Source organism: Marinithermofilum abyssi, assembly GCF_014641195.1.
Lineage (GTDB): Bacteria > Bacillota > Bacilli > Thermoactinomycetales > DSM-45169 > Marinithermofilum > Marinithermofilum abyssi.
The window spans coordinates 122693-149276 of record NZ_BMHQ01000007.1; the positions used below are offsets into that span (position 1 = coordinate 122693).

The 26584-nt window shown below is 50.4% G+C and carries 27 protein-coding genes; 11 read left to right on the forward strand and 16 right to left on the reverse strand.

The window, feature by feature from the left end; translation table 11 throughout:
• Window positions 1-32: 32 nt before the first annotated feature.
• The 10 genes from IEW70_RS11030 to IEW70_RS11075 all read right to left on the reverse strand — a co-directional run bounded on the left by IEW70_RS11030 (window position 33) and on the right by IEW70_RS11075 (window position 7946).
• Window positions 33-797: an endonuclease/exonuclease/phosphatase family protein gene (locus IEW70_RS11030; RefSeq protein WP_188647987.1), complete on the reverse strand. Its 765-nt coding sequence runs from the start codon at window positions 795-797 to the stop codon at window positions 33-35.
• 146 nt (window positions 798-943) lie between these two features.
• Window positions 944-1639: a hypothetical protein gene (locus IEW70_RS11035; RefSeq protein ID WP_188647988.1), complete on the reverse strand. Its 696-nt coding sequence runs from the start codon at window positions 1637-1639 to the stop codon at window positions 944-946.
• 131 nt (window positions 1640-1770) lie between these two features.
• The gene (locus IEW70_RS11040; RefSeq protein WP_188647989.1) at window positions 1771-1956 is read right to left on the reverse strand and encodes a hypothetical protein; all 186 of its coding nucleotides are present in this window, start codon (window positions 1954-1956) and stop codon (window positions 1771-1773) included.
• A gap of 123 nt (window positions 1957-2079) precedes the next feature.
• Complete coding sequence (locus IEW70_RS11045) at window positions 2080-2511, reverse strand: CoA-binding protein (protein ID WP_188647990.1); 432 nt, start codon at window positions 2509-2511, stop codon at window positions 2080-2082.
• Between the two features lie 126 nt (window positions 2512-2637).
• Window positions 2638-3390 (reverse strand): sporulation protein, encoded by a 753-nt coding sequence (locus tag IEW70_RS11050; protein ID WP_188647991.1) that lies wholly within the window; start codon window positions 3388-3390, stop codon window positions 2638-2640.
• A 126-nt stretch (window positions 3391-3516) separates the two neighbouring features.
• Window positions 3517-4197: a serine/threonine-protein kinase gene (locus tag IEW70_RS11055; protein ID WP_188647992.1), complete on the reverse strand. Its 681-nt coding sequence runs from the start codon at window positions 4195-4197 to the stop codon at window positions 3517-3519.
• A gap of 140 nt (window positions 4198-4337) precedes the next feature.
• The gene (gene phnC / locus IEW70_RS11060; RefSeq protein WP_188647993.1) at window positions 4338-5081 is read right to left on the reverse strand and encodes a phosphonate ABC transporter ATP-binding protein; all 744 of its coding nucleotides are present in this window, start codon (window positions 5079-5081) and stop codon (window positions 4338-4340) included.
• Window position 5082: 1 nt separating this feature from the next.
• Entirely contained in the window at window positions 5083-5835 is a 753-nt protein-coding gene (gene phnE, locus IEW70_RS11065) for a phosphonate ABC transporter, permease protein PhnE (protein ID WP_188647994.1), read from the reverse strand.
• A gap of 10 nt (window positions 5836-5845) precedes the next feature.
• Complete coding sequence (gene phnD, locus IEW70_RS11070) at window positions 5846-6754, reverse strand: phosphate/phosphite/phosphonate ABC transporter substrate-binding protein (RefSeq protein ID WP_229751938.1); 909 nt, start codon at window positions 6752-6754, stop codon at window positions 5846-5848.
• Between the two features lie 220 nt (window positions 6755-6974).
• Window positions 6975-7946 carry an alpha/beta hydrolase family protein gene (locus IEW70_RS11075; RefSeq protein WP_188647995.1) on the reverse strand — a complete coding sequence of 324 codons (972 nt, stop codon included), beginning with the start codon at window positions 7944-7946 and terminating at the stop codon, window positions 6975-6977.
• Window positions 7947-8284: 338 nt separating this feature from the next.
• On the opposite strand from IEW70_RS11075, the gene IEW70_RS11080 reads away from it, so the two are divergent.
• Window positions 8285-8479: a hypothetical protein gene (locus IEW70_RS11080; protein ID WP_188647996.1), complete on the forward strand. Its 195-nt coding sequence runs from the start codon at window positions 8285-8287 to the stop codon at window positions 8477-8479.
• Window positions 8480-8548: 69 nt separating this feature from the next.
• A complete protein-coding gene (locus tag IEW70_RS11085) occupies window positions 8549-9262 on the forward strand; it encodes a DUF3153 domain-containing protein (protein WP_188647997.1) in 714 nt (237 codons plus the stop codon).
• Window positions 9263-9612: 350 nt separating this feature from the next.
• On the opposite strand, the gene IEW70_RS11090 is transcribed toward IEW70_RS11085, so the two are convergent.
• The gene (locus tag IEW70_RS11090; protein WP_229751939.1) at window positions 9613-10554 is read right to left on the reverse strand and encodes an SPL family radical SAM protein; all 942 of its coding nucleotides are present in this window, start codon (window positions 10552-10554) and stop codon (window positions 9613-9615) included.
• A gap of 171 nt (window positions 10555-10725) precedes the next feature.
• Between IEW70_RS11090 and leuC the strand changes: the two genes are divergently transcribed.
• Window positions 10726-12138 (forward strand): 3-isopropylmalate dehydratase large subunit, encoded by a 1413-nt coding sequence (gene leuC / locus IEW70_RS11095; protein WP_188647998.1) that lies wholly within the window; start codon window positions 10726-10728, stop codon window positions 12136-12138.
• A gap of 18 nt (window positions 12139-12156) precedes the next feature.
• On the forward strand, window positions 12157-12777 hold the full coding sequence (gene leuD, locus IEW70_RS11100) for a 3-isopropylmalate dehydratase small subunit (protein ID WP_188647999.1): 621 nt from the start codon (window positions 12157-12159) through the stop codon (window positions 12775-12777).
• A gap of 298 nt (window positions 12778-13075) precedes the next feature.
• Here leuD and IEW70_RS11105 read toward each other — a convergent pair whose 3' ends face one another.
• Window positions 13076-13294, reverse strand: a complete 219-nt coding sequence (locus IEW70_RS11105) for a YqgQ family protein (RefSeq protein WP_373285956.1) — start codon at window positions 13292-13294, stop codon at window positions 13076-13078.
• A 72-nt stretch (window positions 13295-13366) separates the two neighbouring features.
• Between IEW70_RS11105 and IEW70_RS11110 the strand changes: the two genes are divergently transcribed.
• Window positions 13367-13756 (forward strand): hypothetical protein, encoded by a 390-nt coding sequence (locus tag IEW70_RS11110; protein ID WP_188648000.1) that lies wholly within the window; start codon window positions 13367-13369, stop codon window positions 13754-13756.
• Between the two features lie 53 nt (window positions 13757-13809).
• On the opposite strand, the gene IEW70_RS11115 is transcribed toward IEW70_RS11110, so the two are convergent.
• Together IEW70_RS11115 and speE are read right to left on the reverse strand one after the other, a co-directional pair.
• Complete coding sequence (locus IEW70_RS11115; RefSeq protein ID WP_188648001.1) at window positions 13810-14391, reverse strand: biotin transporter BioY; 582 nt, start codon at window positions 14389-14391, stop codon at window positions 13810-13812.
• Window positions 14392-14589: 198 nt separating this feature from the next.
• Window positions 14590-15474 (reverse strand): polyamine aminopropyltransferase, encoded by an 885-nt coding sequence (gene speE / locus IEW70_RS11120; protein WP_229751940.1) that lies wholly within the window; start codon window positions 15472-15474, stop codon window positions 14590-14592.
• 127 nt (window positions 15475-15601) lie between these two features.
• Between speE and IEW70_RS11125 the strand changes: the two genes are divergently transcribed.
• The 3 genes from IEW70_RS11125 to IEW70_RS11135 all read left to right on the forward strand — a co-directional run bounded on the left by IEW70_RS11125 (window position 15602) and on the right by IEW70_RS11135 (window position 20225).
• Window positions 15602-16312: a S1C family serine protease gene (locus tag IEW70_RS11125; RefSeq protein ID WP_188648002.1), complete on the forward strand. Its 711-nt coding sequence runs from the start codon at window positions 15602-15604 to the stop codon at window positions 16310-16312.
• Between the two features lie 1008 nt (window positions 16313-17320).
• Window positions 17321-18535, forward strand: a complete 1215-nt coding sequence (proV, locus tag IEW70_RS11130; protein WP_188648003.1) for a glycine betaine/L-proline ABC transporter ATP-binding protein ProV — start codon at window positions 17321-17323, stop codon at window positions 18533-18535.
• Window positions 18519-20225: an ABC transporter permease/substrate binding protein gene (locus tag IEW70_RS11135; RefSeq protein WP_188648004.1), complete on the forward strand. Its 1707-nt coding sequence runs from the start codon at window positions 18519-18521 to the stop codon at window positions 20223-20225. Before proV ends, IEW70_RS11135 begins: the two co-directional genes overlap by 17 nt.
• 208 nt (window positions 20226-20433) lie before the next feature.
• On the opposite strand, the gene IEW70_RS11140 is transcribed toward IEW70_RS11135, so the two are convergent.
• Window positions 20434-21348, reverse strand: coding sequence for an SDR family oxidoreductase (locus tag IEW70_RS11140; RefSeq protein ID WP_188648005.1), 915 nt, complete (start codon window positions 21346-21348; stop codon window positions 20434-20436).
• Window positions 21349-22172: 824 nt separating this feature from the next.
• Window positions 22173-22538, reverse strand: coding sequence for a GNAT family N-acetyltransferase (locus IEW70_RS11145; RefSeq protein ID WP_229751941.1), 366 nt, complete (start codon window positions 22536-22538; stop codon window positions 22173-22175).
• A gap of 422 nt (window positions 22539-22960) precedes the next feature.
• On the opposite strand from IEW70_RS11145, the gene IEW70_RS11150 reads away from it, so the two are divergent.
• From IEW70_RS11150 to IEW70_RS11160, 3 genes are all read left to right on the forward strand, one after another.
• Window positions 22961-24112: a thiolase family protein gene (locus IEW70_RS11150; protein ID WP_188648006.1), complete on the forward strand. Its 1152-nt coding sequence runs from the start codon at window positions 22961-22963 to the stop codon at window positions 24110-24112.
• Between the two features lie 92 nt (window positions 24113-24204).
• Window positions 24205-25350 (forward strand): acyl-CoA dehydrogenase family protein, encoded by a 1146-nt coding sequence (locus IEW70_RS11155; protein ID WP_188648007.1) that lies wholly within the window; start codon window positions 24205-24207, stop codon window positions 25348-25350.
• A gap of 32 nt (window positions 25351-25382) precedes the next feature.
• On the forward strand, window positions 25383-26582 hold the full coding sequence (locus tag IEW70_RS11160) for a CaiB/BaiF CoA transferase family protein (RefSeq protein WP_188648008.1): 1200 nt from the start codon (window positions 25383-25385) through the stop codon (window positions 26580-26582).
• Window positions 26583-26584: the final 2 nt, after the last annotated feature.

The window sequence follows — 26584 nt, forward strand, 5'->3', positions numbered from 1 at the left end:
TCCAGTATAGCATGTTCCTTCACGGATGCCACTCACGGATTTCCCATTCCTTCTTCCTTGGGGATCCACAGCTCTGCCTGTACCCCGTAATGATCAGAGCCTTCCTCCTGCAGCACATAGCATTGAAGCACCTTGACCTGTGAAGAAGCGAAGATATAATCGATCCTCCTGACCGGCTGAGGGACGGGATATGTCATCCCGTTTCCTTCCCCTTTTTCTTCAAAGGCATCGGTGAGATGGTCCCGGATCCGCTGGATTTCAGGAGACTCGGGAACTGCATTCATATCCCCGGTCAGAATGACAGGGTAGCGGGCCTGACGAATGAATGCCATCATTTCATCCGCTTCTTTCAAACGCAACTCCGGATCCATCCAGGATAAATGCGTGGTGAATACATGCATCTTTGTTCCACCTGCCTGGATCACCGCTTCGGGAAACCCCGGTAAAGACTGCACACCTTTTTCCGGCTCTTGGGAGCTGATCCGGGACAATTCGTGGTTGGAAAATCGGATGATGGGATACCGGGAGAGAACAGCCAGCCCGTACTCCCGGCGCGGATACCCTGGATGCAGCGGATCGAGTGAATAGATGGGAGCAAAACGCACCTTCATCCCCAACTGTTCCCCCAGCCAGGCAGCTTGATCGACAAATCGGCTCCGGTCCGACCAGTGTTTGTCCACTTCTTGCAGCGTCACTACATCAGCATCAGCTTGTTCGATCACCTGTCGGATCCGGTCCAAGTTGAGACGGTTTTGATGGTCGGCCCCGTGATGGATGTTGAAAGTCAACACCTTCACTATCGCTCCCCGCCTTTCCTTTCGGGCCTCGATCGTTGACGGATGGACCAGAAGCAGACACAGGCAAAGCACAACCGATAACCATCGAAACCTTTGTCCAAATCGCAACAAAATCCTGTCCTCCCCTTTCGGCAATCCCTTCACCTCTACAGCAATTCTCGCAGCCGCGACTCCCATTGGGAAGGCTGCACCCGCCAATGCGGCTCATCAACTGGTACCGGCTCTTGGATCGACATCACCCGCGGCAGCACTTTTTTTTCAACGCTCGGATTCCATTGTCTCTGTAAAATCAAGAATTTTTCGCCTGTGAAAAGTGAATAGCCGTCCCACGTCAGATCCCAGACAAAAGCATGATCGGATATCCGGCGAACATGAATCCCCAACTGAGAACCTCCCACACAAATCATATCATCGCTGTCCGGTTCTTGGTGCCAGGGAATCCGCTTGATCGTTTTTCCATCCAGCACAATCACTTTCTCCTGACGAACGCCACACTGGAATTTCAGCTGACACGAGTGATCTCCTGCCGTTATGCGCATCACTTTCTTCAGCATGACTGCAGCCGCCGGCAGAGCCGACGAAATCGTTTCATCACTGTCCATGAGACGGCCTTCGATAGAAAGCTCGTAGGCAATTTGCTTATTATGTAATGGATAACGGATATGTATGGCCAGCCGAGTACCGGCAATGGTAAAGAAATGATCACTATCCCCTTCCACCGCCAATTCCCATTGCTCCACAAGCCGATCGTTGTGACGAATACACCCCCGCTTTCCGTCATGCTCCAACAGAAGAGTGTGATGTCGACGGTTGACATCCACCAACCAGCATTTTCTGTCCATCTGGTATGCTCTCCTTAACAAGTTTAAAAAAACCTTCTATCTACATTATTCGCAACAAAATTCCATATTCGTGTCAAATACAAAAGGAACCGAATATTTCGGCCCCTTTTTACAACGGTCTGATTTCATTGTTAATGGTAAGGCTTTTTGTGATGATGTTGAATGGTTTGCTCAATAATTTCATTCAGATCTTTTCGATTGATCAACCGAATATCCGTATGCAATATCACTTCCGAATCCAGCTCTTCTTCTTTTAACAACTCGTACAAATCAGGGGAGACTGTCAGAATCAGTGTGGATAACTTAAGCGTTTCCACATCCATCACCTCGAAAAAGGGTGCAAAGATGTTACCTGTCTCACTCTTTCCTTTCTTTTATTATGAGTGCAGATGCCTTCCCCTTGTCAATCACCCCTTACCCATTTTCCAAAGAATCCGGCATCAGGATCGGGGTCGGCCGCCGAGTAAAATGGCGTGGTCCACTTTGATACAACGACCCATAATCACTGTCAATCCCGCTTCCCTGGCGATCACTGCCGCTTCCTCGTTGACAATGCCCTGTTGAAGCCACAACACCTTCGCTTTCGCCTGAACCGCATCTTCGGCCACGGGTACGCAATGCTCGCTTCGGCGAAACACATCCACGATATCGATAGGTTCCTCAATTTCCCGAACAGAGGCAAACGGCTTTTCTCCCAACACCGTTTCCGTCAACATGGGATTCACGGGAAAAATGCGATATCCTGCATCTTGCAAGGCTTGAGCAATCATATAACTGGTACGGTGCGGCTTGTCGGAGAGACCGACAACGGCGATGTTGCGGGCCTCGGCCAGCAATTGACGGATGGTTCCGTTATCCGGATTTTGATGCAATCGACTCCACTCCCTATCGGTTTTCTTCCTTCAATATATTGTTTGATAATCATCTTCAAATATACTGTTTGACTATCATCTTCTCAATCTAGGCAAAAAGACACCCCAGCATCGGGGTGTCCTGGCTCACACTTCTTTATAACGCTCGATGATCTGCCGAATTTTTTTCTGCAACGGTGCGGCATCATCCTCCAAATCTTCCTCCGTGACGGAGAAGCGCAATTTGGTTTCGTCCAGTCCAAACCGCTCGTCAAAGGCTCCGTTCGGCCCCCGATCACTGCGATCCACCTCCAGAATCGCCTCGCCAGTTTCGGTGAAGGCCAGCTCCACTTCATCTAAATAATACCTGTATTCTTGCGGCGGGCGGAACGCAAATTCCTGCACAAACGGACGCTCTGTTTTATATTTGGTAAACTCCGCTTCGACTGCTTTCGGCTCGAATCCCATCTTTTTCAGGTTGTCAAAGACCGCCTGGGCCCGCCGGTGCAAAGAGACTTGTATGTAATCCTTATCGGTGGGATCAACAGCATTGTCAATATCCGCCCCCGTTTTGAAATACACTTCAAAATCGTCCGTAGTAATGGGTGCATCCAACGGAAGCTCAAACTGGAAAGGAACTTTCTTCGTCGCGCCCGGTTCGATTTCGAATCCGTCCAACAGCGGGAACTCATACCAAACGTGATTCCGAGACAAGCCTTCTTTTTTCCAACGCACCACGAGATAGAGGTAGATTTGATCGATGGTTTGCCGTGCCATGCCGCCTTCTACTACCACTTCGCCCTTAACGGTTTCACCCTGATAGTAATGGGGTTTCTCCAAAATCGTATCTACCTTGGCCGCTCCCATCCCGAAGCTGGCCAGTATTTTTCCAATTGCCACTGGAGGCCACCTCTCCCTTTCGTGTAGAAATGTTCGGGCTTTCATACCTCATTAAAATGGAAATCCGGCAAAAGGACAAGGGGAAAATCATCAGAATCCTTGAGGAAAAACAAAAAAGGGAAGCGGTCAACTCCGCTTCCCTTTCTTCATAAACATCTGCAGAAAGCGCCCTCCGAATTCCTTGATGGAAAAATCACCGAGCACTTCGTCGTAATACGCTTTTTTCACCATTTCGATCAGCCACACCGGGATCTTTTTTCCCGCGATCAGCGGATAAAAAGCGTAGTACCCCTGTACAAGATGGTCCCATCGCCCGTCATTTCCCGGCTGTATGTATTCCGATACATCCAGCAGCTTGGCATGTCCGTTCTGCAGCAAAACGTTTTTTAAGTGGATATCCCTGGGATTCAACCCCCGGCTGCGGGCGTATTCCCGAGCCTGTTCCACTTCCCAAATGATGCTCTCCGGAATCTCCACACCTTGAACCAAACAGTCATAAAGTGTAATCCCAGGCTCATAGCTCAACACCAAATACCGTTCTCCGGTTCCATAACATACGGGGAAATAAGGGGAAGAGCCCAACCGGCGATATACTTCGTATTCCGCCTTTCTCGCCTCGTCCCTTTCAGGAACAAATACTTTAAAGACATACCCGGGGAACTCGGGGTGACGAACTACCACCGCATCCGTACCGATGCCAACAACCTCCAGCGGACTTGGCATATGTGTAACGGTAACCGGCTGGTTACCCGGATTGGCATGGATTCCAATCTCATGCAAAAGTGGTTCAACGGATTTCCAAGACATTGGGTTCCCCCTGTTCAACAAAAGCCTGCGGCTTTGCAAAAGAGAACGGGCTTTCCATCAGCACCCGTCCATTCCCTTCCAATATACCGATCCCCTTCCAGCATGTCAATGAAGGGGATGCGACAATCCCGTGGCGCTTTTCACAAGGGTTGCTTGTAAATCCGCTCCACTTCTTTCGATCCCAGTTCTTGCGGTAATCCGTCAAACACGATCCGTCCCTGCCGAATTCCGATAATGCGGGTGGCATACGTTTTTGCTGTCTCCACATCATGCAGATTCAAAATGGTGGTCATCTGTTCCTGTTCGTGAATCTCCCGAAGCAGATCCATAATCTCCCGAGAGGCGACCGGATCCAGGCTGGCAACCGGTTCATCTCCCAGCAGCAACCGCGGCTTTTGCATGAGGACACGGGCGATGGCCACCCGTTGCTGCTGGCCGCCGCTCAAACCATCTGCCCGGCGATGCATCACCTCGAGCAAACCCACCCTCTTCAAAGCCTGCACCGCTTCCTGGCGCACTTCTTTCGGGAACCAACCGGTAACGGCACGCCATAGAGACAGCGAGTGGAAGCAGCCGATGATTACATTGGTCAACCCATCCAACCGGCCGATCAGGTGAAAGTGTTGAAAAATCATGCCCATCTCCCGGCGAATGCGGCCGATGGTCTCTTTTCCGGCTGCTGTTACGTCATGACCGTTCCAGATCACCTGGCCGGCCGTGGGTGCCACCAGCCCGTTAATACACCGGATAAAGGTGGATTTTCCCGCTCCGCTGGGACCCAGCAGAGCAACAAATTCCCCCGGCTTTACTTTTAACCGGATCGATTCCAATGCGGGAACAGGTTGACCGGGATATTGCTTGGTTACGTCGATCAGTTCCAACATCTCAGATCACCTTTCTCCGCAGCCATCCGCCGATGATGTCCAGTCCCCAGATCAATCCCATGATCAGCAATATATCCACAGCCATGGCGGCATATTCAAAGGTTTTGAAATGAAGGAAGAGGACATCGCCGATTCCGCCGGCACCGATGGCGCCGAACAGCAAGGATGAGCGAACTCCTACTTCCAAGCGGTAGAATGACTGGGACAAGATATTGGGGGCGATTTGCGGCACCACTCCATAGAGCGCCACCAACAAGGGCGGAGCTCCTGTAGACGCCACCGCTTCCCGCGGACCCGGCTCCGCCGCTTCTACCAATTCGGCGATCAGCTTCCCGAGGACGGCACTGTTGTGCAGCGCAATCGCCACCACCACCGTTAACGGTTCCAACCCGAAGGTAGGGACAAAGATCAACGCCAGTACCAGTTCCGGGATCGACCGCAAACCGGTCAATATGAAACGAACACTGACCGAAACACTCCGATGCGGAGCCGTATTCTCCGCTGCCAAAAAAGAAAGCGGGAAAGCGATGAGTAAGCCGAACAAGGTCCCCAGAAATGCGACTTCCAAAGTCAGCAACGTTTCATCCAACGCATGGCCGACCATCGAAAAATCTAGCGGCCACATCCCCGACAGGAATTGCCAAGTGTTCTCCAGGTCACGGATATCTGCCCAGTTGAGCTCCATATCCCAAGCGCTGAATATCGCAGCCAATAGCAACACCAAAACGACAATCAGAAATCTACGGCTTAACACGCGCAGCCCCTCATTTCATCTCCAACCGGCCAGCTGCCTTGGCCGCCTTTCGGATGGATTCATAGTCCCTGTTGGCTGCTTTGGTAAAGCCGCTGGCTCCGAATACCTCCAAAATCGCAGGATCCTTCACCGACAAGAAGGCTTCCTGCAGCTTTTTTACCGTCGCCTCATCGACATCGGAACGAACCGCCCAAGGATATTGGAACAATTTCTCCGATTTCCAGATGACACGAATTTTTTTGCCGTCCACCTTGCCGTCCTTCACCAACTGTTCATAGATCGCACTGTCGATGGCACCCGCATCGTACTTGTGATGTTGAATCGCCAAGGCGGTAATATCGTGGGATCCGGTATAGGTGATTTTTTTGAACCGGTGATCGTTCGGGTTTTTAAACACTCCTTTTTTCGTTAAAGCGATGCCGGGAATGAGCGATCCCGAGGTGGAATTGATGTCCCCAAAAGCAAAATGAAGTTGGGTGCTGTTCTTGGCAAGATCATCGATCGAACGGATCGGTGAATCTTTCGGTACAATGATATACGAATGATAATAGGGCGAACCATGGATCAACTGCGTCACAACGGCTTTCAGATCCATCTTCTCCGCAGCTTGGACAAAAGTTAACGGACCGAAGAAAGCCATGTCCATCTTTTTGTACTTCATCGCTTCCACCACGCCCTGGTAGTCCGAGTACACCTGAATCTCCACCGGCCGATGCAGCTTGTGCGACAGCACCTTTTCCAGCCGATCCATCGCGTGCTGCATATCCCCTTTGTTTTGGGCTGGCACCACACCCACCTTAAAAGGCTCTCCCTGATCTTTTGCACTGCCGCAGCCGGCTGTTGCTAGCGCAATGATGAATACCGCCAACAGCGGCCATATCCACGGGTTCCGTCTCCGTTTATTCCATTCGGAATGCACCTATTTCCACCCTTTCGTTATTCCATGATGACCCTATCATTATAACAGCTGTCATAAAATAAAAGCCTTTCCAACGCATCGGTTCCCCTCCTGTTTTTTCTATTCAACCAAAAAAAGAGCTATAGGCAAGAAATCCTAGCCCATAGCTCCGGATTCCGATAGCGTTGCTAACCACTTTGGTTATATAAAAACCGACCCGCGTCGAAACGGGCCGGTGCCATCAATTCAGATAATGATCAAACCACTCAAAGATCGCTTGATCTCTTTGCTGCTCCCGATTGTTTAAATAGTGGCTGCCTCCGGGAATCAACACCAGTTTGTGTTCATGCCCCAACTTCTCAAATTTTTCCGCCAAACGAATGGAATGCTCCGGCAGCACGGTCCGGTCATTCAGCCCGTGAATCATCAGCACCGGCACATGAATTTGCTCCGGCCACTTTACTGCGGAACGATTGTCAAATTTCTTTTCATCCATAAGCGGATCGCCCACCCAATGGGACAAGGGTTGCTGAAACTCCTCCTGATCTTGATAAAGACGGCGCAGGTCGGATACTCCGCCAACGATGGCGGCGGCTTTTACATCGGCGCCTTTTTTCAAAGCGATATAGGTCATCATGCCGCCTCGGGAAAAGCCGAGCATCACCTTTTTCTCCGGATCCACGTAAGGCAGCCGTTCCGCCAACGGAATCAAGTTGAGCACATCCTGTACATCTTTTCCCCCGATATCCCGTTCGCCCTCGCTTCCGCCGTAACCCCGGTATTGGGAAGCCACCACGACATACTGATGGGCGCTTAATTTGGTGAAATACCGCAGGCTTTGCTCACTGATTTGACTGGAGTCGACCACACCCCCCCGGTTAAAGATGATGACCGGAAGCTTGTGGTTGATCTTTTTTGGCTTGCACAGGTAACCCACAACCCTGACTCCCTCGCTTATGTATTCGATCCGGTATAATTCCGTCTGATTTTTATAAGGGGAGTCCACTTGAATCCGATGCTTTTTTACCACTTTACCGTCCGTGGGGGCGTATGGGTCCATTTTGCCCGAAGCCTGAGCACTCACCCTTTTCTCTTGTTGTTCAGCAGAGGTTTTGTCACCGGCGACCTGAGTTCCTCCTATCACTTGGACGTACACGATGGTGCCCGCCAACAACAGGATCGCCAGACAAATCCCCAACCCAATCCGTTTCAATACTAACCGCCTTCTTTCATTTGCCATACTGGAATTCTATTATGGCTGAACCTGATTTCATTTGGTTAACAAAAGAGAAACATTTTGTTTCAATGTGATGACACCGAACATCCGCCTCAACGGGACAGCTCTTCACAGTTTCCCATGGTAACGTCTCCGGCAGCAAAAAACAACCAACAGGTGGTATTAACTGCATACCCTGATGGTATTATTTGCATGAAAACTACTCTTGCAAACAGAATTTTTCATTTCCATCCCTCATGTTTTGATGTACCCTAGACATGCGGAGTGTTGATTGTTTTTTGGTGCTTTGGTTTGGCTGAGGAGGCAGGGTACCAGTGAATCAAAAAGATCTGCATCAACGCGTCACCCAGTTGCAAGCGTTGATTGACAGCGGTCAGATCCGGTTTGAGAAACCGTCGGTGATCACTGACTCTTGGTCCAAAGTGGAGTTCGGAAACGACGGCCTCGTAAAGCCGGAATCCGTGGACGCCAACGTTCATGCTTTATTGACCGTTGCAGAAGTGGTGTAACCCGCCACCTTCACCTTCGGGGAGCGATGTCTCCCCCTTTTTGCATTCTACCTGAATGGGAGGAATTGGATGGTTCGGAAAAGAAAAGGAATTGCTATTATTCTATTGTTCACCTTATTACTGACCGGCTGCGTCAACGCCGACGTTCATATCACCGTCAACAAAGACGGCTCCGGAACGTATGAAATGAAACTGTTAAGCCATCCGCTGATTGCCGACCAGCTGGAACCCATGAAAAAAAAGATCGAAAAAAAGGGCTACCAAGTGAAAAACATATCCCAAGGCAATCAAACCGGCTGGATTGCTGTCAAAAAAGTGGATAACATCGCCAACGAGCCGCCGACGGAAGACTTTAAGGACTTGTCTCCCACCGGCAAGTCCGCCAGTATGCTTCCTCTTACCGATATGAAAAAGGGACCCGTTTCCGTCGACGTCCGCCCGTTTACTTACCTGATTACTCTAAAAACCAATGCCGACCTGCAGTCTATGGGCACCGACAACTTTCTCGGACAAGCCGTCATGGATCAAGTCCATCTGCGGTTTAAGCTCACCCTGCCGATCAAGCCGGATAAATCCAACGCCGACGAGGTATCCCCTGACGGAAAAACCTTGACATGGAAACTGAAGCCCGGTAAAAAGAACCCTATTTTTGTGCAGGCAGCATTGCCCAACCCCATCGGGTGGGGAGCCGTCATCCTCGGCGCCATCCTGGTGTTGGTCGTTCTGGTCATTGTCTGGGTGATCCGCCGCAAGAAAAAACGGGCAGGTATCAATGGCATGTGATAGTAGCGACTGTTGACGACGAACCTCAGCGACAAGAAAGGAGACGAGACAAAAAAGCGGGGCGATGGATGATTTTTGACTTCCATGCAAAAAAGCCGAGGGTCTAACCCTCGGCTTTTTTGCATGGGCCATTAATACCAAATGCCCACCAAAGCGAAAATCGTGGCAATGACTAAGAGAAAGAGCAGCAGGCGGCGCAGGCCGAAACCATAATGGTAGCCACTCATGTAAAATCTCCCCCCTTTTCTACCTCTAACATATTCGGGGGGAGTTTCCTTTGTAAGGGACAGCAGTCCCGCTTTTTTGGAAAAAACCTGACTTAGGCTCTCGTCATGATCGGCACTCTGCGATCAGAAAAGAGTAAGCTGCTCATAAAACTCCCCATGTTCTTCCGCTTGCTCCTTCTTTCCGCTCTCCTCGTCCATCCGGTACATCGCCGCCTTGCCGCCGGAAAATCCGGCGGCTTCCATCTGCTGAGCCACTCGTTCCATCAACGAGGATTGATATTCTTGCCCAACCCGGGCCCCCTCCTGATAAAGCCTCACGAGGTGCGGATAGACGCGGGGAAAATACGGCTGTATCTGTCGAAAAAACCAGCCTTTCACCTCTGGTTTCAAGCGAAGGATGGACGGAACTACATAATATGCCCCATGTTTTTTCGCTGCCTCCATATAAGCCCGCAGCTGCTCTTCGGCATCGGTCAGATAAGGGATGATCGGTGCCAGAAAAAGCCCCGCCCGTATTCCAGCCTTGTTCAGTTCCTCTACGGTCCGAAGGCGTTGCCGGGGATGGGGAGAAGCAGGTTCCGTCCGGCACCATACCTCTTCGTCCAATGTGCTCAAGCTTACATTGACCGCTTGGATATTGGCTACCTTCAGAACATCCACATCCCGCAACACCAGCGGCGAGCGGGTCGTGATACTGAATGGCACCTGATATTCGGCCAACACTTCAATGATGGAGCGGGTGATCTGCAGCTTCCCTTCCAGCTGTTGATACGGATCGGTTGCCGTTCCCACCGCGATGTGTCCGCCCTTCCACTTGCCCCGCTTCAGCTCTTGGCGGAGCACTTCCGCTGCGTCTCGCTTCACATAAATATTGTTTTTGAAGCTGTCGTCCGCGTGAAAGCCAAGCCAGGCATGGGTCCCGCGAGCATAGCAAAAATGACAGCCATGACCGCAGCCCCGGTAGGGATTGATCGACCAGTCAAAAGACATCGCCGGCTCCCTCACCCGGTTGAGCACGGACTTGGGCTTGGCCGGAAACCAGCGGGAAGGCAATTCACCCTGCACAATGTCAGCCCCTTTCCGACGTTCTTACCACGAACATTTGTTCCATCATCAGTGTAACACGTTTCCAACCACAAAAAAATCCCCCCGGAACTATTGCCGTATTCCAAAACTTTGCTACAATAGGGAACAATATATTTTTTTTTAGTAATTCGAAGGACGAGGTGAGATTGAGTGAAACCCCGCACTCTCTTTGACAAAGTATGGGATCAACATGTCATTCACCAAGAACCCGACCAACCTGCCATCTTGTACATTGACCTCCATTTGGTTCATGAAGTGACCTCTCCCCAAGCTTTTGAAGGTCTGCGGCTGAATGGCCGCAAAGTCCGTCGTCCCGAACTGACGGTAGCGACAATGGACCACAACGTTCCGACCACGGACCGCAGCCTGCCCGTAACCGACCCCGTATCCGCCAAGCAGATGGAGACTTTGGCGGAAAACTGCCGCGAATTCGGGGTCCCGCTGTATGACCTTCACAACCCCCAACAAGGCATCGTTCACGTGATCGGCCCGGAGCTGGGCCTCACCCTTCCGGGCAAAACCATTGTCTGTGGAGACAGCCACACCTCCACTCACGGTGCCTTTGGAGCGCTCGCCTTCGGAATCGGCACCAGTGAAGTAGAACATGTATTGGCCACCCAATGTCTGCAACAGTCCAAACCCAAAACCATGGAAGTTCACATCAAGGGCAAATTGGGTCCCGGCGTGACAGCAAAAGACGTAATCCTGGCGGTCATCGCCAAGATCGGAACGGACGGCGCCACAGGAACCGTTATCGAATACACCGGGGAAGCGATCCGCAACATGTCCATGGAAGAGCGGATGACGGTCTGCAACATGTCTATTGAAGCCGGTGCCCGTGCAGGGATGGTGGCACCGGACGAAACCACCTTTGCTTATCTGGAAGGACGACCGTACGCACCAAAAGGAGAAGCCTTCGAAGAAGCGAAAAAAGCCTGGCGGCAACTGCGCACGGACGAAGGTGCAGCATACGATTTCCGTGTAGAGTTGGATGCGGCTGATATCGCTCCCCAAGTCACATGGGGAACCAGCCCCGGTATGGGTGTATCTGTTACTGACCGGGTTCCTCACCCTGAATCCTTCCCCTCCGCCACCGAACAAAAATCGGTGAAGCGGGCTCTGGAGTACATGGGGCTGGAACCGGGTACGCCCATCACGGATATCCACGTGGATCGGGTATTTATCGGCTCCTGTACCAACTCGCGGATCGAAGACTTGCGCGCGGCCGCCCAAGTAGTGAAAAACCGCCGTGTTTCCCCCAACGTAAAAGCGATGGTGGTCCCCGGTTCCCAACAGGTGAAACGGCAGGCGGAAGCGGAAGGGCTGGATCGTATTTTTCGCGATGCCGGTTTTGAATGGCGGGAAGCGGGTTGCAGCATGTGTCTGGCGATGAATGCGGACATTCTGGAACCGGGAGAGCGCTGCGCCTCCACTTCCAACCGCAACTTCGAGGGACGCCAAGGCCGCGGCGGCCGCACTCACCTGGTCAGCCCCATGATGGCTGCAGCAGCTGCCATCGAAGGTCATTTTGTCGATGTTCGAAAATGGAATCTCACCGACTAAAAAGGAGGTCGTCATATTATGCAACCCATGAGACAACACACCGGCCGGGTAACTCCCCTGGACCGCGCCAACGTGGATACGGATCAAATCATTCCCAAGCAGTTTTTGAAACGGATCGAGCGTACCGGTTTTGGTCAGTATCTTTTTTACAACTGGCGATTTGACGAACAGGGCAACCCGGACCCTGACTTTGAACTGAACCAGGACGCATACAAAGATGGCTCCATTCTGTTGGCAGGCAGCAACTTCGGCTGCGGCTCTTCACGGGAGCACGCACCCTGGGCGCTCCTGGATTACGGGTTCCGTGTCATTATCGCCCCCTCCTTTGCCGACATCTTCTATAACAACTGTTTTAAAAACGGAATTTTGCCTGTCAAACTGCCGGAGGAAACCGTTCGCACATTGTTTGCCCGGATCGAATCCGGCGAGACGGTCGACCTGACTGTGGATCTGGAAGCTTGCCGCATCGACGACGGCAATGGGTTCTCCGTGTCCTTTGAAGTCGATCCCTACCGGCGCCATTGTTTGTTGGAAGGATTGGACGATACCGCCGTCACATTGCAACAGGAAGACCGCATCGCCAAATATGAAGCCAATCGACCAGCCTATTACCGGATACATCCCGAGCCGGTAAAATAAATAATAAGAAGGGAACATGTCCCGCTCAAAAACAAGGACCGAGGTGCGAGCCAAGGAAACACCTAATGTGGCTCGCACCTCGGTCCTACGTTTGTTCGCTAGGCACATCGTTCAAAAGTCGCGACTAAGGCGAGGGTCGGTGTCTTTGCGCTTTTTGCAAGAGATCGGAGACGGCCAAACCGGCCCCTCTATAACAAATGAACAGACAAACCTTAGGCAGAAGGGGTTCCTTCCACTCCTATACAACCGCTGAGACTTTATCAGCAACCTCGGCATCCTTCCGAATAGATAGGTGGGTTTATTCCACTTGTCTTCTCCTTGCCCGCAAGATATTTCGCGCCTCTATATACTCCCGGGAGTCAATCAATCCCCCCTGATGCAATTCCTGCAGTTCATCTTCCATCAATTCGAGATCCCCCAGTGAATCCCCCGTATAGATATGGATGCCAAAACGTTTGAACAACACCAGTACATCCCCGTAAGTTTGAATCGATTGGATCTGATTTTTGTTCTGCAAAATCCTTCCACCCCTTAATTTTCCGCATCTTCCTGTGATAGAATAAAACGAAAATGACAAAGGGTGTGAGCGATGCCCTATTCTGATTTTATACCGGTCAAGGATATGGAGGGCGAGCTGATTGTCTCCCAAAAGCGCGGTCAGCTGGGCTGCACCTTGACTACCAAAGAACTGATTTTTCAAAAACCGCATATATCTTATCGAATTCTTCTGAAGGACACCTTGGGGATCGTTCCCTTTCAGTTGAAAAAGCCGCCCACTCTCGGCGATCTGTTCGAAGAAACAGAGATGTATGTGCGATTTCATCGCCAATATTACCGCATATCCGTTTCAAAGGTCCACATTATCAATCGAAACGGCCGTTTTGAAAAAGGGTCGACAGACATCATGGTCCCCTTGAACGACCGCTTTATTCAGTTCATTGAGCAGTATGCCGATTTTGCTTCCGTTGCTACGCATTAACCAGGATGAACAACAAAGAAGCCTGCCGCCATTTTTGCGGCAGGCTTTTTGCCTCACTGGTTTTTTTGCGACTTTACCGGTGTTGCTTTACGGATCATGGGATACACCCGATACACCCGCAACGCAACGATAGCCGCCACAGCTGTTTTTACCAAATCACCCGGAATAAACGGCAGAGCCCCCGCAGCAAAAGCAGCATTCCAGCCCATTCCGGTAACGAACGAAAGCCACGTGACGCCGGCCGCGTACACCAACAGCACTCCGAAGATGACATGGACCGCTGTCAGATAGGCCACGCTCAACCGGGGCGCTCTTTTTTCTGTGAACCAGCCGATCAAAAAGGCTGCCACCGGCCAGCTCAAAATATATCCCCCTGTCGGCCCGAACAACGCGGCCAGCCCACCTTGACCCTGAGCCAATACCGGTGCTCCGAAAGCCGCCAACAACACAAAAATGGACATGCTGACCGCTCCCCAACGGGCACCGAGAATCGAACCGGCCATCATCACAAACAGGGTTTGTAGTGTTATCGGCACCGGCGGCAACGGAATCGCGATCCGTCCCCCTATGGCCACCAACGCGGCAAACATGGCTGCCACGATGAGATTGCGTACGGATAATACCCCTTGAGACATAGGATGCTCTCCCTCCACATTCCATTTTGATATATCAACCTCATATTCTATATGGGTTAACATATCATGTTTTTCATCGAGATGGAATGTGGAAAAAAACTCCAAACACAACCTTCCGGTCCGTTGGAAAGCGAAAGTTCTTTTCTACGACATGGATGCGCAGAAAGAATTCCCTCTCCATAGACAAAGCTTACCTATTTACCGAAACAGCTCTTTCACATATACCGGAAGCTTGAAGCATCCTTCCAGCAGCCCTTGGTCGATATAGCGGTTTTGTCCGTCTTGAAGCCGCGCTTTCACAGCCTCCATTTCCTTCAGTGGATCCAGCTGCTTGGAAGCCAGGGTGAAGCTCCATACTCCTCCGGGATAGGTGGGAATGGCGGCCAAGTAGGTATGCACCACCGGGAACAATTCTCTTAGTGTATGATGCACTTTGCGCAGCATATGAGGATGGAACATCGGCGATTCACTCTGACAAACCATGATCCCGTCTTCTTTTAACGACTGATGGACCGTTTCATAGAAAGGTCTCTCAAACAAAGCGGCAGCCGGCCCCACCGGATCGGAAGAGTCCACGATCACCACGTCGTAGTGCCGTTTTTTCTCCCGGATAAAAGCTGCCCCATCCTCAAAATAAAACTGAATCCGCGGATCCAACTCCCCTTCACCTGCCACTTCGGGGAGGTATTTTCGGCTGACTTCCACCACTTTCGGGTCGATCTCCACCATATCCACCCGTTCCACCACAGGATATTTCACTGCTTCCCTGGCCGCTCCGCAATCACCGCCCCCGATCAGACATACCTGTTTGGGCTCAGGGTGAGCAGCCAAAGGAACATGCGTAATCATTTCGTTGTAGATATAAGCATCCCGAGCCGTGGTTTGCACAATCCCATCCAGTACCAGAGCCCGGCCAAAGCCTACCGTCTCGATAACGGCCACTTCCTGAAAATCGGAGGTTTCCTGATGGAGCACTTCTTTCACTTTCCAGTTGGCTAAAAATCCATGTGCTTCTTCCGGGTCGGACAACCAGACCTCCCCGTTCCACTTAGTAAAACCTTTTCCTTGAATCGGCTTGTCCAACAAAACCTCCCCCTTTTTATCATGAAACAAATATATATTGCCGTGACGAGCTGGACACTTGCCCTACACGTCCATCCCGATACGAAATACAATATAACACAGACCCGGACGGATTGGAGTGGAAATGATGAAACGACCCCCTGCCAGGCGGACTGAGGCATTCCCCTCATCTTCCCAGCATCCAGCGAATCTGTTTGTGCAGATTGTTCGCCGGGTTCGAGGCGGCGTTGTCTCCATTTTGACGGAAGAAAAAGAAGAATGGAACACCCCGCGCTCCTTCCTGCAACAGCTTTTCCCGGAGCTGTCCCAACGGGAACCCGCTCCGCGTCACTTCGGCTCCGGCTTTGTCATTCACCCCGCCGGTTATATTTTGACCAATGAGCACGTAGTAAAAAACAACGGCAAAATCCAAGTCCATCTGTACCAGGACAAACAACCCCATCCTGCCCGCGTTGTTTGGCGGGATGACAAACGTGACCTCGCCGTTATCCAAATCCGCCCCTCCACCCCGCTGAAACCCCTGCGCCTCGGCTCCTCCAAAAACGCCCAAGTAGGGGAATGGGTTATCGCTGTAGGAAATCCCCTGGGCCTTGATCACACGGTGACGGTGGGTGTGATCAGCGGCAAAGACCGCCCCCTGCAGGCCGAGAACCGCTTTTTCGGCAACGTGATCCAGACGGATGCCGCGATCAACCCCGGCAACAGCGGCGGTCCGCTGATCAACATCCTGGGTGAGGTCATCGGTATCAATACGCTGGTCGCCTACCCTTCCCAGAGCATCAGTTTTGCCATCTCCATCGATGATGCCAAACCGATGATCCATTCGTACTTGAAGTAGTAATGTTGCCGCGGACTCTTCAGCTAACGTTCTTGTCACTTTATATGGACGGCATAGGAATAACTGTGTTATTCTGTGGATAGAAATAGTAACGGCGGCAGGGTGGACACCCCTACCGCCGGGTAGCTGCCGCAGACGAGCGGCCACAGTTACGGGAAGAAGTAACCCGCGAACCTTTGCCACAGGGGCGGGTTACTTCTTATTTAATGCCCGAAACGCTACATAGACAGCTAATGCTTAAATAACAACACCAGCCATCTTGATGATCAGGCTAAGAAGCTCCATCGGCCTCACCCCCTTCACCGGGGGATGGGCCGCCCGCCCTTGGCTACTACCATGGTCTATTTTACCATACCAGTTCTTGGACTGGCACCAGTATTAAAAAGCTCCCTCGGAAAAATCCGAGAGAGCTTTGATTTATAAAGAAATACAGTGTCACCCCTTTTTGTTGACATCCACGTAATTTTCTGCTCAGAGAGTACCTTAAGTGGATCCGCCTTCAACTCCGTCAATTCCCGATGAAAAACACCACCTAGATTTTACCGTCACCAATCTCTTGAATAGTTTCTGTTCCTAAATGTTTACTTAAGAAATCCGTCACCAGCTTTTTTGGCACCAAGCTGTTTCAATTTTTCTGCTTGAGGCTACATCTCTAATCATTGCATAAGCTCCCTGGTTATTATTTCCACTAACAATCTACCAGTGTTCCCGATGGAAAGGCATGATTCCGTTTCGCTCCAGCCCCTCTTCAAACGGTTTTAAACCGTTGATTTTTACACATCATTCACATGATCTGATGTTAGGTTGCACATTATTTTTCCTGTTTATGAATACAATCGACTATTATTCACACAATAAACTCGCTTTTTTATCCAGAGAATCGCTTCCATTACCTTGATTGAACTGAATACGAAAATATCGAGACGCAACATGGATATTTTTAACATATGAAATTTGTTGCAAAAAACTTTATCCTAGACATATGGTTATTTTGAAAGGAGGCTGAATATGGCGAAGATCGAAGTGAGAAACCTTACAAAGATTTTTGGTCGCAACCCGTCCAAAGGGCTGGAGCTGGTGCGTCAAGGAAAAAGTAAGGAAGAGATCTTTCAAAAAACGGGCATGACAGTTGGGGTCAACCGAGCCTCCTTTTCGGTTGAGGCCGGAGAAGTGTTCGTTATTATGGGTCTTTCCGGCAGCGGAAAATCCACCTTGGTCCGATTACTCAATCGGCTCATCAATCCCACTGCCGGTTCGGTTCTGGTCGATGGAGACGATGTAACCAAAATGAACGCTGTGGAACTTCGACAGATGCGCAGGAAGAAGATGGGGATGGTCTTCCAGCGCTTTGCATTGTTCCCTCATAAGAGTGTCCTCGAAAATGTAGAGTTTGGGCTGGAAATCCAGGGGATAGGTAAGCAGGAAAGAAAAGAAAAAGCATTGGAGTCTCTGGAATTGGTGGGACTGAAAAAGTACGCCGATCAGGTACCTGATCAGCTGTCTGGGGGAATGCAGCAGCGGGTGGGACTGGCTCGGGCACTGGCAAACGATCCGGACATCCTGCTGATGGACGAAGCTTTCAGTGCATTGGATCCCCTTATTCGCAAGGATATGCAGGACGAAATGCTGGAACTGCAGTCATCGATGAAAAAAACCATCATCTTCATCACCCATGATTTGGATGAGGCGCTACGCATTGGTGACCGAATCGCTCTCATGAAAGATGGAGTGATCGTCCAGGTTGGTACACCGGAAGAAATTTTGACCAATCCGGCAAACGAATATGTAGAGAAATTTGTTGAAGATGTCAATGTAACCAAAGTGTTAACCGCGAGTTCCATTATGAAGCGATCGGAAGAGCTGATTTTGGGCAAAGACGGTCCGCGGGTGGCTCTGAAGCGGATGAAGGAAAAAGGCTTGTCCGGGTTGATGGTCGTAGACCGCAACCGGAAGTTTGCCGGCATATTGACCGCAGAAGCAGCAAGAAGCTTGCTGGACGCACAAGAGGAAGGAAAAGATATGGAGGATGTGCTGATTAAAGACATACCGACAGTAACCATGGATACACCGATCAGCGAACTCTTGCCGTTAATGGCAGAAAAACAATTTGCCCACCCGGCAGCTGTTGTAGACGATAAAGGAAAATTGCGAGGTGTAGTGGTGCGAGGAGCAATCTTCGCTGCCCTTGCTAGAAATGAGGTGAAGCATGATGATCCTTCCTAAGCTTCCCTTGGATAAATGGGTAGATTGGTTGGTTAAGTGGCTTCAGGATAATCTGTCGCCATTATTCGACGGCATCTCATCAACCATTGAACCGCTGGTGGATTTTTTCCATTCGGTACTTACGGTAGCACCCCCGTTAATCACCACCCTTTTGATTGCGTTCTTGGCGTTTCTCTTGACTAGCCGTTGGTCAATCGCCTTATTTACCTTGTTCGGTTTTCTGTTGATCGACAATTTGGGCTACTGGAATGAAGCAACCGAGACCATCTCATTGGTGTTAACTGCGACAACCGTCGCAATCGTTATCGGAGTGCCTCTCGGTATCCTGTCTGCACGCAGCCGAAAAGTCCAAAATGTCATCACGCCAATATTGGACTTTATGCAAACCATGCCGGCTTTTGTTTACCTGATCCCGGCGGTATTTTTCTTTGCTTTAGGATCAGTTCCGGGAATTATCGCTTCGGTCATTTTTGCGATGCCCCCGACCATTCGCCTGACCAGTCTGGGGATCCGTCAAGTGGCCGAAGACTTAATCGAAGCAGCAGATGCTTTTGGATCCACTCCTTCTCAAAAACTGTTCAAAGTACAGCTGCCCCTGGCCAAGCCGACGATCCTTGCGGGGATAAACCAGACCATCATGCTTTCTCTATCCATGGTCGTCATCGCCTCGATGATCGGTGCCGGCGGATTGGGAACAGTGGTCCTTCAAGCGATTACCCGTTTGGAAGTTGGGAAAGGTTTTGAAGGGGGTCTTTGCATTGTCATTATCGCTATTGTGCTGGATCGGATCACCCAAAGCATAGGCCGTGGAAATCCTGGTGCAAAGAAAAGCCGTTTCCTCTTCAGTTGGAAAGGTTGGACAGCTTTATTGCTTGTCCTTGCTTTGGTTGGCGCCGCCTTGGCCCAGCAGCAAGTAGGAGCAAAAAAGACCATTACCTTGACTTATGTAAACTGGGAGTCTGAAGTGGCCAGCACTCATGTGCTGAAAAAAGTCTTGGAAGATGAAGGATTTAACGTCGAATTGAAAGAAGTGGATGCGGGGCCGATGTTTGCTGGCGTCGCCAGCGGAGATGCTGACGGCACGACGGCAGCATGGCTGCCTGTTACCCATAAGGATTATATGGAAAAAAACAAAGACAAGGTAGTCGACTTAGGCCCCAACCTGAAGGGTACAAAGGTAGGCTTGGTTGTTCCGAAATATGTTAAAGCAGATTCCATCGACGATCTGAAAAGGGATGCATCCCAGTTCAACAATAAGATCATCGGTATCGAGGCCGGTGCCGGTGTGATGCAGTTGACGGAAAAAGCGATCAAGGATTATGATCTTGGCATGGAGTTGGTAACCAGTTCCAGTGCAGCGATGACTGCGTCTCTGGAAAAAGCCTATAAATCCAAGAAGCCGATCGTCGTTACCGGGTGGAAACCCCATTGGAAGTTTGCTAAGTACGACCTCAAGTTCCTGAAGGACCCGAAAAACGTGTATGGCGGGACAGAAAATATTCACACGCTTGTCCGCAAGGGGTTGAAAGAAGACAATCCGAAAGCCTACAAAATCATGGACCGGTTCTTCTGGACATCCGCGGATATGGAAGAAGTGATGCTGGATATCCAGAATGGGAAATCACCTGAAAAAGCAGCTGCCGACTGGATAGAAAAACATCAAGACAAAGTGAAAGAGTGGACCAAGTAACTTCTCCTTTCACTGAATGCCTATCACGCTATTGCCACCTGGCCCCCGGTGAAGTACCGGGCCCAGGTGGTTTCATCTTTTTTTGAATTGCTGCTATGTATGACACAGATTGGACCCCTAGATGAAGCAGTCCAGTTTCACTATCTGTATGGCCGTTTTTGGGATGATTTCGGACTTACTCCATTAATGGCTGTCATTTATGCCATGATCAAGACGAGGTGAACATACCGCCGTTGAGGTGTAGCACTTGGCCGGTCATGTATCGCGAATCGTCAGAAGCAAGGTAGACGTAGGCGGGGGCCATCTCAAAAGGTTGGCCTGCCCGCTTCATCGGCACGTCGGTGCCGAAGACGCTCACTTCCTCCAGTGTGAAGCTGGAAACGATGAGCGGCGTCCAAATCGGTCCGGGGGCGACGGCGTTGACCCGGATCCCCTTTTCCACCAGAGAAAGGGCGAGAGAGCGGGTGAAGGTGACGATCGCCCCCTTAGTGGAGGAGTAGTCGATCAGATCCTTCATCCCTTCGTAAGCGGTCACCGAGGTGGTGTTGATGATGGCGCTTCCCGGTTTCATGTGGGGGAGCGCCGCCTTTATCAGGTAGAAGAAAGAGTAGATATTGGTTTGAAAGATGAGGTCCAGCTGTTCCGCAGTGATGTCCAGGATGGACTTTTTCTTTACTTGGTTAGCATGGTTGTTGACTAGGACGTCAAGTTTGCCGAAGCGAGCCAGGGTTTGCCGCACGATCTCCGAGGAGTGGGACTCCTCCTTCAGATCTCCGGGAATCAATAGGCAACGCCGTCCCAATTGCTGAATCCGAGCCTGGGTTTCTTCGGCGTCCCTATGTTCGTCCAGATAAGCGATGACGAGATCGGCTCCTTCTTTAGCGAAGGCGTAAGCCACCGCACGACCGATGCCGCTGTCTCCGCCTGTGATAATCGCCGTCTGTCCGTGCAGCTTGCCGCTGCCCCGGTAGGAAGGGTTTTCGCTGATGGGACGAGGTTGCATGAGATATTCAAGACCGGGGTGGCGTGACTGGTACTGAGGAGGAAAAGCCACCGGCCGCTCCTTACACTCGGTTTTCTTGGCGTAATAGGGGAAAATTGGATAGTAGTCCCTTGAATACATGGAACCCCTCCTAGAATGATGTCAACTTACCCTATTCAAAAACCAACAACCAGGTTCCACCCCTTTCAGTGAGGAGGATCCGATCTTAGATGAGATCTTCTGTGAAAAGGGTACGTGCCGCCAAGGGAAAGGATTAAGAACCATCGGGGCCTAGAACTCAAGGAGGCTGCCATTTGGCAGTCTCCTCTTTATGGAATGGATGCTCATCTGTCTTGAGCCAAAGACTTATCGGCTTCTGGACGGCATCGGAATAATTGTGTTATTCTGTGGATAGAAATAATAACAGCGGCAGGGTGGCGCCCCTACCGCCGGGTAGCTGCCGCAGACGGGCGGCCACAGTACGCGAGAAGTAACCCGCACACCTTTGCCACGGAGGGCGGGTTACTTCTTATTTAATGCCTGATACGCTACATAGACAGCTAATGCTTGAACAACCACACCAGCCATCTTGACGATCAGGCTAAGAAGCTCTATCGGCCTCACCCCCTTTCACCGGGGGATGGGCCACCCGCCCTTGGCTACTACCATGGTCTATTTTACCATACCAGTTCTTGGACGGGGACCCGTAACAAAAGCTCCCTAACCTTTGCCTATTTTGTTGTTTTAAAACTCCCGTCTTACCCCTTAGAAAAACTAAAAAGACGGATATCTTTCGGGCTTTGAGTTCTGAATTTCAAACCACTCATCTTCTAAAATACTCATTTGATAAAGAGACCAATAGCCATTTCTTGACTTTCGTGCATCTCTTAGTACACCTTCTTTCTTAAATCCGCACTTTTCGTAACACTTCATCGCACCTCTATTAAAATCGAATACACGAAGATCTATTCTATGTAATTGAAGTTCGTTAAATCCGACTTCCAAAACACTTTCACAATGTCTTGTCCGTATTCTTTCCCACGATATAAGGGAGAAACTAGGACTCTGGAGATGGTAGCACTTTGATTTTTATAGTCAATGTTACTCAACTCAATATGACCAATCACTTCATTTATTTCACTGTCCATCGCTTTATAAATAAGCGATTTTGGGCGACTGCCTTTCGTAGTTTCTAAATGCTTGATCACTTGTTCTCTGTCTAAAGGAAAAGTAAAGATGGGGCCTGCCCATTGTAATAAGAAGTCGGGAGAATCCACCCAGCTGATTAATCGTTCTGCATCTGCTTCTGTAAATGCTTCGAGTCGAATCAATGGACTAACCTCCTTTTTAATTTGTTAAAAAATTATAACATATGAATCTTGAATATTGCTCCCTTACTTATCCAAAAACTCTTTCCATCGTATTTTACAAAGATAGGCTTGTTGGCACGATAGTGGCAAAAAGGGTCAGTGCGGCCGCCCGCCCTTGGCTACCAGCATGGTCTATTTTACCTACAAGACTACTGTTCTCCCCTTTCTCACCTTGAAATAGTAAAGGTCGAGGATGGATTAGTAGGAACTGGTGATTGGCGTCAGGATGTGGTAGGCTGACATTGTGAGAGAGGATCCAGATCCTTTCGTAATGGATAGTCGTATGATCAAAAAAGTGCGAATCTAGTTATTTTTTGTTTTATTATTAATTTATCGAAGTATAAAGAGATCATGGCCAAAATCAAAATGAAGGGGAGAGAACGATGCGCGAGGTAGTCATTGTTGAAGCTGTAAGGACACCGGTTGGAAAGCGAAACAGTGTACTGAGCGGAATTCATGCCGAGGACTTGGCCGCCGAACCTTTAAAAGAACTGATGAAAAGAACGGCGGTTTCTCCGGAAATCGTAGAAGATGTGATATACGGCTGCGTATCTCAAGTGGGAGAGCAGGCCCTTGATATTGCGAGAGTCGCTTCCTTGATCGCGGGATACCCGATCGAAGTGCCGGGAACGACGATTGATCGACAGTGTGGATCGAGCCAGCAAGCGGTTCATTTTGCCTCCCAGGCGATTGCGAGTGGCGATATGGAAGTTGTGGTGGCCGGAGGAATCGAGAGCATGTCGCGCGTTCCGATCGGTTCCAATTTCCAGGGGGGTACGTTCAGCCAAGCGCTGACGTCCCGTTATGAAATGATTCATCAAGGATTGTCCGCCGAGCGAATCGCAAAAAAATGGGGTTTCAGCCGTAGTCAACTGGATGAATTCTCGCTGGAAAGCCATGAAAAAGCGGTTGCCGCTCAAAAGGAAGGCCGGTTTGAACGGGAAATCATGCCGCTTGAAGTCACCCTGCCTGATGGTACAAAGTCGGTGGTTAAAGAGGATGAAGGGCCGAGAGCGGATACAAACCTTCAGAAACTTGCCAGCCTGAAACCGTCCTTTCAGGAAAATGGCAATATTCATGCCGGTAATTCCAGTCAAATCAGCGACGGAGCGGCAGCCCTTTTGTTAATGTCCCGCGAGAAGGCGGAGGAACTTGGATTGAAGCCGCGTTTTCGGGTGTTGGCCCGAAGTGTCATTGGTTCCGATCCGACATTGATGCTGACGGGGCCCATTCCCGCAACCGAAAAAGTATTGAAAAAAGCGGGACTCACCATTGACGAGATCGACATCTTCGAGGTGAACGAAGCATTTGCTCCCGTGCCCCTCGCCTGGCTTTCGGAAACGGGAGTGGATCCAAAAAAATTGAATCCCAACGGCGGGGCGATTGCATTAGGCCATCCGCTCGGCGCAAGCGGCGCACGACTGATGACGACGTTGATTCATGAACTGGAGAGAACGGGCGGACGATACGGCTTGCAAACGATGTGTGAAGGACACGGCATGGCGAACGCAACGATTATTGAACGATTGAACTAAGAGGGTAAAACTAGGCGGGGCTGTGCCGGCGCACAGGAGCAAGCACAAAGCTCAGTCTGCTCGGCCCTGTCTCGTAAAACGGAGGACCTCAGATGGATCGAACATTTATAAACGAAGAGCATCAGATTTTCAGACGGTCGCTTCGTAAATTTTTGGAAAAAGAAGCCGTCCCATATTTTCAACAATGGGAAAACGATACACGCATTCCGCGCTCGTTTTGGCGGAAGATGGGGGAACAGGGGTTTTTATGCCCGTGGGTGAATGAAAAATACGGAGGTTTTCAAGCCGATTTCGCCTATTCGGTCGTGATTCTTGAAGAACTGGAGAAAGTCGGAGCGGGTTTGGGCGGGATCGGTCTCCACAACGATATTGTGATGCCGTACATCGACCGATACGGTACGGAAGAGCAAAAAGCGCGTTGGCTCCCCCCTGCCGTCCGCGGCGAAATCATATCGGCGATCGCCATGACGGAACCGGGTACAGGCTCGGATCTGGCGGCGGTGCAAACGAAGGCCGTAAAGAACGGGGATCATTATATCGTCAACGGCGAGAAAACGTTTATCACAAACGGAATCCAGTCCAACCTCGTCATCGTCGTTTGTAAAACAAACCCGGAGGCAAATCCGGCTCATAAAGGCATCAGCTTACTTGTAGTGGAAGACGGCACGCCCGGTTTTTCAAAGGGGAAACAATTGAAAAAAGTAGGACAGCACTCACAGGACACATCCGAACTGATTTTTGAAGACGCTCGCGTCCCCGTCGAAAATTTGTTAGGAGAAGAGAACAAAGGGTTTTATTATTTGATGGAAAAGTTGCAACAGGAACGGTTGGTCGTTGCGATCCAAGCGGTTGCCGCCGCAGAGAGAATGCTCGAGATTACGATCGATTACGTCAAACAAAGAAAGGCATTCGGCAGAACGATCAGCCAATTTCAAAATACGCAATTCAAGATTGCGGAAATGGCGACCGAGATTGAAATCGGCCGCACCTTTGTCGACCGGTTAATTGAAAACCATATCGCAGGCCAAAACATCGTGAGCAAAGTCTCGATGGCGAAATGGTGGACGACGGATCTTGCCAAAAGAGTGGCGGCTGAATGCATGCAGCTGCACGGCGGTTACGGTTATATGGAAGAATACGAGATTGCGAGAAGGTTCCGCGATGTCGCAGTCACATCGATTTACGCCGGGTCAAACGAAGTCATGAAAGGAATCATTGCAAAAAATCTCGGCCTATAACCATCTTTGAGAAGTAAGGGAGGATCCAACCGATGCCATTGGGTAACATTCGCGTGCTCGATTTGACGCGCCTCTTGCCAGGCCCCTACTGTACGATGCTTCTTGCAGATTTCGGCGCGGAAGTCATCAAGGTGGAAGATCCCGAAGTCGGCGATTACGCCAGGGAACTGGATGGAAACGGTGCGTTTTTTCACTCGCTGAATCGAAACAAAAAAAGCGTCGCGATTCACTTAAAAACAGAACAGGGAAAAGAAATCTTTTTGAAAATGGCGGAAAAAGCGGACGTCGTGGTCGAATCCTTCCGTCCGGGGGTGATGGACCGGCTCGGCGTCGGATACGATGCTTTAAAAAGAGTCAATCCATCCCTTATCTATTGTGCGGTAACCGGTTACGGGCAGACAGGACCGTATGCCGGCCTTGTCGGTCACGACATCAATTATCTCAGTTATGCCGGTTTGCTTCACCTTTTCGGTGAAAGAGACAAAAAGCCTTTCGTGCCGCCTGTACAAATCGCCGATATCGGCGGCGGCGCGTTGCCGGCTGCCATCGGAATTATGCTGGCGCTGTTTGAAAGGGAACGATCCGGAAAAGGACAGTTCGTTGATATATCCATGTTGGACAATGTGATTTCCTGGATGCAGACGATCCTTCCCCACTATTTCGCAACCGGGGTGCAACCGAAACGAGGCGAATTGATGCTGGCGGGAGGAAAGGCCTGCTATGAAATGTATGAAACGAAAGACGGTCGTTACCTTTCCGTCGGGGCACTTGAGTCGAAATTTTGGGCGGCGTTTTGCAAAGGGATCGGCAGGGAAGATTTTATCCCGCTTTTGGACGCGCCGCTTCATGAACAACACCGGCTGAAAGCGGAAATTCAAACCATCCTGTCGGAAAAAACATTAGCGGAATGGCTTGAGATCTTCGTCGACGTGGAGGCCTGTGTATCCCCTGTCCATACCCTTGAAGAGATGGTGAAAGATCCGCAAGTGATCGCAAGGAAAATCATTCAGGCGATGAGCCATTCCTCCATCGGTGAGATCAAACACGTCGCTCCGCCGATTCGATTGTCCAAAACACCCGGATCGCTGCGTACGCCGGCCCCGAAGCTCGGAGAACATACAGGTGAAATGTTGTCGGAAATCGGCTACTCCAGCGAGCAAATAGAGCTTTTGAAAACGGAAGGCGTCATTCGATTTCCTGTTCCAAAGGAAAATAAAACGGTGGGTGGTTAATG